1 protein-coding gene and 2 rRNA genes are annotated in these 6315 nt (G+C 55.7%); all 3 read right to left on the bottom strand.

Annotated elements, in window-relative coordinates:
- A 23S ribosomal RNA gene (locus tag CQ012_RS08750) occupies nucleotides 1-2285 on the bottom strand; the annotation flags it as partial.
- 598 nt (nucleotides 2286-2883) lie between these two features.
- Nucleotides 2884-4409 (bottom strand): 16S ribosomal RNA (locus tag CQ012_RS08745).
- Nucleotides 4410-4931: 522 nt separating this feature from the next.
- Entirely contained in the window at nucleotides 4932-6251 is a 1320-nt protein-coding gene (gene tyrS, locus CQ012_RS08740) for a tyrosine--tRNA ligase (protein WP_105658122.1), read from the bottom strand.
- Nucleotides 6252-6315 lie beyond the last annotated feature (64 nt).

Genomic DNA, 6315 nt, shown 5'->3' with positions numbered 1-6315 from the left:
TCCGTCCTGCTGCGCGTAACGAGCATCTTTACTCGTACTGCAATTTCGCCGAGTTCATGGTTGAGACAGCGGGGAAGTCGTTACTCCATTCGTGCAGGTCGGAACTTACCCGACAAGGAATTTCGCTACCTTAGGATGGTTATAGTTACCACCGCCGTTTACTGGGGCTTAAATTCTCAGCTTCGCATTACTGCTAACCAGTCCTCTTAACCTTCCAGCACCGGGCAGGAGTCAGTCCGTATACATCGTCTTGCGACTTCGCACGGACCTGTGTTTTTAGTAAACAGTCGCTTCCCCCTGGTCTCTGCGGCCCACACCCGCATCAGAGAAGCAAGTTCTCATCACGGGGCAGGCCCCCCTTCTTCCGAAGTTACGGGGGCATTTTGCCGAGTTCCTTAACCATGATTCTCTCGATCGCCTTAGTATTCTCTACCTGATCACCTGTGTCGGTTTGGGGTACGGGCGGACTTGGACCTCGCGCCGATGCTTTTCTAGGCAGCATAGGATCACCGAATCACCCCGAAAACGGGGCGCCTATCAGGTCTCAGAATATATGAGCGGCGGATTTGCCAACCACTCTTCCTACACCCTTGGACCAGGTCAATTCCATTGCCTGGCTCGGCTACCTTCCTGCGTCACACCTGTTAATACGCTGACCTCACTGCATCGGTTCCCACCACATCAACCAGCAAGATACCCGAAGGCACCAACAGCTAGCGTCAATCATGGTTAGCATCCACAGCTCAGTATGGGCGGTCCTTCGCCGGTACGGGAATATCAACCCGTTGTCCATCGACTACGCCTGTCGGCCTCGCCTTAGGTCCCGACTAACCCAGGGCAGATTAGCTTAACCCTGGAACCCTTGATCATTCGGCGGACGGGTTTCTCACCCGTCATTCGCTACTCATGCCTGCATTCTCACTCGTGTGGCCTCCACCGCTGGTTTACACCGCGACTTCACCGTCCACACGACGCTCCCCTACCCATCCAAACACCCAATCGAAACCAGGTTAATATTTGAATGACGCAACTTCGGCGGTGTGCTTGAGCCCCGCTACATTATCGGCGCGGAATCACTTGACCAGTGAGCTATTACGCACTCTTTCAAGGGTGGCTGCTTCTAAGCCAACCTCCTGGTTGTCACAGCAACTCCACATCCTTTTCCACTTAGCACACGCTTAGGGGCCTTAGTTGGCGTTCTGGGCTGTTTCCCTCTCGACTATGAAGCTTATCCCCCACAGTCTCACTGCTGCGCTCTCACTTGCCGGCATTCGGAGTTTGGCTAAGGTCAGTAACCTTGTAGGGCCCATCGCCTATCCAGTAGCTCTACCTCCAGCAAGAAACACGCAACGCTGCACCTAAATGCATTTCGGGGAGAACCAGCTATCACGAAGTTTGATTGGCCTTTCACCCCTACCCACAGCTCATCCCCTCCATTTTCAACTGAAGTGGGTTCGGTCCTCCACACGCTCTTACACGCGCTTCAACCTGGCCATGGGTAGATCACTTCGCTTCGGGTCTAGATCACGCCACTCAAACGCCCTATTCAGACTCGCTTTCGCTACGGCTTCCCCACACGGGTTAACCTCGCGACGTAACACTAACTCGCAGGCTCATTCTTCAAAAGGCACGCCATCACCAGGGAACAAGTCCCCAGCTCTAACGGATTGTAAGCGCACGGTTTCAGGTACTATTTCACTCCCCTCCCGGGGTACTTTTCACCATTCCCTCACGGTACTGATTCACTATCGGTCATCAAGTAGTATTCAGGCTTACCAGGTGGTCCTGGCAGATTCACACAAGGTTTCACGGGCCCCGTGCTACTCGGGTATCAACACTAGAACGGCAGACACGCATTACACCTACGGGACTATCACCCTCTATGGTCCGGCATTCCAACCGATTCACCTATACGCCTGCACCTCATCCCACCAGCAAGATAGCGCTGGTACATGCCGACCCCACAACCCCGGTGATGCAACGCCTATCCGCTATCACACACCAACCGGTTTAGCCCCATCCGCGTTCGCTCGCCACTACTAACGGAATCACTGTTGTTTTCTCTTCCTGCGGGTACTGAGATGTTTCACTTCCCCGCGTTCCCTCCACACAGCCTATACATTCAGCTGCAGGTCACACCACATAACATGGTGCGGGGTTCCCCCATTCGGAAATCCTGGTCTCAACGTCCGGTTATCGACTCCACCAGGCTTATCGCAGATTCCCACGTCCTTCATCGGCTCTTGATGCCAAGGCATCCACCGTGCGCCCTTAAAAACTTCAACACAACATCAAAGTCAAAAGATATGAGCAATAAAACAATCTAACAAAATCACGCAGACAAGACTCCAACACCAGGCAATCCAAGGAAAAGGACTACCCAGCTCATCTCATCTGCAAGATGCTCGCGTTCACTATACAGTTCCCAAACAACAACCCCGCACCCCCGCAACAACACCCCAAAACCAACACCAGCCAAAGGCCAGCATCAATCCAACAGGACATCCTTGCAGCAAACACAGGACAAACACCGAAACACCAAGAACCCCTCACCCAAGCGAACACCACCAGGACCCTCCCCACAGGAAGAACCCCGGCAACCATTCACCAGGAAAGGAGGCTTGTTGCCTCAAAACCCAACAGCATGCCAAACCATACAAACCACACAACACCCACACACCGCATTCCAGCACCGCAAGAAGAAAACCCCTCGCAATGCGTACTAGCAGATGCCCAAGCACCACGCGGCCACAGCCAATACCCCGCACCAGCATCAGCCAGCACGTTTTCCGGTATTGAGTCCATTGATATTCCACCCATGAGCAACCCACCCGGACAACACTCGTGTCCAGCATGGGCAACCAATAATGGTTAGCTCCTTAGAAAGGAGGTGATCCAGCCGCACCTTCCGGTACGGCTACCTTGTTACGACTTAGTCCCAATCGCCAGTCCCACCTTCGACGACTCCCCCCACACAAGGTGGTTAGGCCATCGGCTTCGGGTGTTACCAACTTTCGTGACTTGACGGGCGGTGTGTACAAGGCCCGGGAACGTATTCACCGCAGCGTTGCTGATCTGCGATTACTAGCGACTCCGACTTCATGGGGTCGAGTTGCAGACCCCAATCCGAACTGAGACCGGCTTTTAGGGATTAGCTCCACCTCACAGTATCGCAACCCATTGTACCGGCCATTGTAGCATGCGTGAAGCCCAAGACATAAGGGGCATGATGATTTGACGTCATCCCCACCTTCCTCCGAGTTGACCCCGGCAGTCTCCCATGAGTCCCCACCTTTACGTGCTGGCAACATGGAACGAGGGTTGCGCTCGTTGCGGGACTTAACCCAACATCTCACGACACGAGCTGACGACAACCATGCACCACCTGTGAACCAGCCCCGAAGGGAAACCCCATCTCTGAGGCGGTCTGGCACATGTCAAGCCTTGGTAAGGTTCTTCGCGTTGCATCGAATTAATCCGCATGCTCCGCCGCTTGTGCGGGCCCCCGTCAATTCCTTTGAGTTTTAGCCTTGCGGCCGTACTCCCCAGGCGGGGCACTTAATGCGTTAGCTACGGCGCGGAAAACGTGGAATGTCCCCCACACCTAGTGCCCAACGTTTACGGCATGGACTACCAGGGTATCTAATCCTGTTCGCTCCCCATGCTTTCGCTCCTCAGCGTCAGTAAATGCCCAGAGACCTGCCTTCGCCATCGGTGTTCCTCCTGATATCTGCGCATTTCACCGCTACACCAGGAATTCCAGTCTCCCCTACATCACTCTAGTCTGCCCGTACCCACCGCAGATCCGAGGTTGAGCCTCGGACTTTCACGGCAGACGCGACAAACCGCCTACGAGCTCTTTACGCCCAATAAATCCGGATAACGCTTGCGCCCTACGTATTACCGCGGCTGCTGGCACGTAGTTAGCCGGCGCTTCTTCTGCAGGTACCGTCACTTTCGCTTCTTCCCTACTGAAAGAGGTTTACAACCCGAAGGCCGTCATCCCTCACGCGGCGTCGCTGCATCAGGCTTTCGCCCATTGTGCAATATTCCCCACTGCTGCCTCCCGTAGGAGTCTGGGCCGTGTCTCAGTCCCAGTGTGGCCGGTCACCCTCTCAGGCCGGCTACCCGTCGTCGCCTTGGTGAGCCATTACCTCACCAACAAGCTGATAGGCCGCGAGTCCATCCCCCACCGATAAATCTTTCCACCAACAACCATGCGGTCAAAGGTAATATCCGGTATTAGACCCAGTTTCCCGGGCTTATCCCAGAGTCGGGGGCAGGTTACTCACGTGTTACTCACCCGTTCGCCACTAATCCACCCAGCAAGCTGGGCTTCATCGTTCGACTTGCATGTGTTAAGCACGCCGCCAGCGTTCATCCTGAGCCAGGATCAAACTCTCCATAAAAAAATAAAAAGCCACCGGCAACCCCTTGGAAAATAAGGGCGAAGCCAATGAAGTCCTGGCGAATAATAAAACACTCAAGAACACTGCACGGGGGTGCAATGCCTCAAGCAAATGTTATGTATTCACCAAATAAAAATATTCGGTATCAACAAACTTGGCACACTATTGAGTTCTCAAACAACAAACACTCTCGACACCACAACCACCAATCCTTCGATGACTGCTTCGCTCCGGAGCAACTTTACAAGCCTACCACCAAGTTGACCGTTGTCAACTCGACGTTTCAGTCTTGTTCACCCCGCCGTTTCCGTTTCACCCTCTCAGGCTGTCCGGATCAGCGGCGCGAGATAAAACTCTACACGGGTTCAGCCACGACGCAAAATCGGCCTACGGGTCGAATTTCAGCCACTAATCCTACCTTGACTAGGGATTATCATAATTAGGTACAACAAAACCGCCGGAAAAGTGTCTTGGTTCACAAGCTTTTCCGGCGGTTTCGTGTAGTGCGGTAGTTACTGGGCCCTACTTGGCCAGTTCAGCCACTGCCATGTTCTTCTTGCCGCGGCGCACGATCGCGTAGCGGCCATGCAGGAAGTCCGCCTCGGCCAGTTCAGTTTCGATGCCGCCAACCTTGCCGTTATTGACGTAGGCGCCACCTTCAGTGACCGTACGGCGTGCTTCGGACAATGACTTGCTCAGGCCCGAGGCAACCAGGACATTCAAAATGCCCAGATCGTCCGCAGCAACCTTCGCCGAAGGCAGCTCCGCGATAACCGATTCCAAGGTAGGAAGATCAATCGCGCCCAGATCGCCATTGCCGAAGACCGCAGCCGAAGCGGCGATCACCTGCTCGGTAGCCTGCACACCGTGAACCAGGGAAGTGACTTCCCAGGCCAAGGTGCGCTGGGCGACGCGCTTGAACGGGCGCTCTGCAACTTCGGTTGCCAGTTCCGCGATCTGCTCGCGGGTCAGGAAGGTGAATACCTTCAAGCGGTCGATCACATCCGCGTCGGAGGTGTTCAGCCAGAACTGGTAGAAGGTGTACGGGCTGCACATTTCGGCATCCAGCCAGATGGCGTTGCCCTCGGACTTGCCGAACTTGGTGCCGTCGGAGTTGGTGATCAGCGGGGTGCCGTAGGCGTGCACCGAGTTGCCCTGGACCTTGCGGATCAGGTCGGTGCCGCTGGTCAGGTTGCCCCACTGGTCCGAGCCGCCGGTCTGCAGGGTGCAGCCGTACTGGCGGTTCAGCTCCAGGAAGTCGTAGCCCTGCAGCACCTGGTAGGAGAACTCGGTGTAGCTGATGCCCTCGTCGGAGTTCAGTCGCGCGGCGACGATCTCCTTCTTGATCATCGTGCCCACACGGAAGTACTTGCCCACATCGCGCAAGAAGTCCAAGGCCGACAGCTGCTGCGTCCAGTCCAGGTTGTTGACCAGCTGCACCGCGTTCTCGCCCTCATCGGAGAGGAAGCGGGAAACCTGCGCCTGGAGCTTGGCGACCCACTCGGTCACCGTCTCCCTGGTGTTCAAGGTGCGCTCCGCAGTTTGGCGCGGGTCGCCGATCAGGCCGGTGGAACCGCCAACCAGGGCCAGCGGCTTGTGGCCGGCCAGCTGCAGGCGGCGCATATTCAGCAACTGCACCAGGTTGCCCAGATGCAGGGACGGCGCAGTCGGATCGAACCCGCAATAGTAGGTCACAGACTCTTCGGACAGGGCTCGTTCCAGCTCGGTTTCGTCGGTGGACACGTGCACCAGGCCGCGCCACTTGAGTTCCTGCCAGACGTTCTCGAAAGATGCGTCGTTGCTCTGTCCCGCAATCACGGGATTCTGCTTCGTATCAGACATGCTCACTGTGACCATTTTCTGTCTTCGTTCTGCCCCGAGTGCCCGCGTTGCTGCTTGCGTGCAC

Origin of the sequence: Arthrobacter sp. MYb214 (assembly GCF_002979865.1) — a bacterium.
GTDB lineage: Bacteria > Actinomycetota > Actinomycetes > Actinomycetales > Micrococcaceae > Glutamicibacter.
Note: the sequence above shows the minus strand (reverse complement) of the source record. Positions and strands in the feature narration are given on the sequence as shown.

Bases quoted from the DNA above. Each gene is read 5' to 3' on its own strand.
- tyrS (WP_105658122.1), bottom strand. From the start codon at position 6,251: ATGTCTGATACGAAGCAGAATCCCGTGATTGCGGGACAGAGCAACGAC.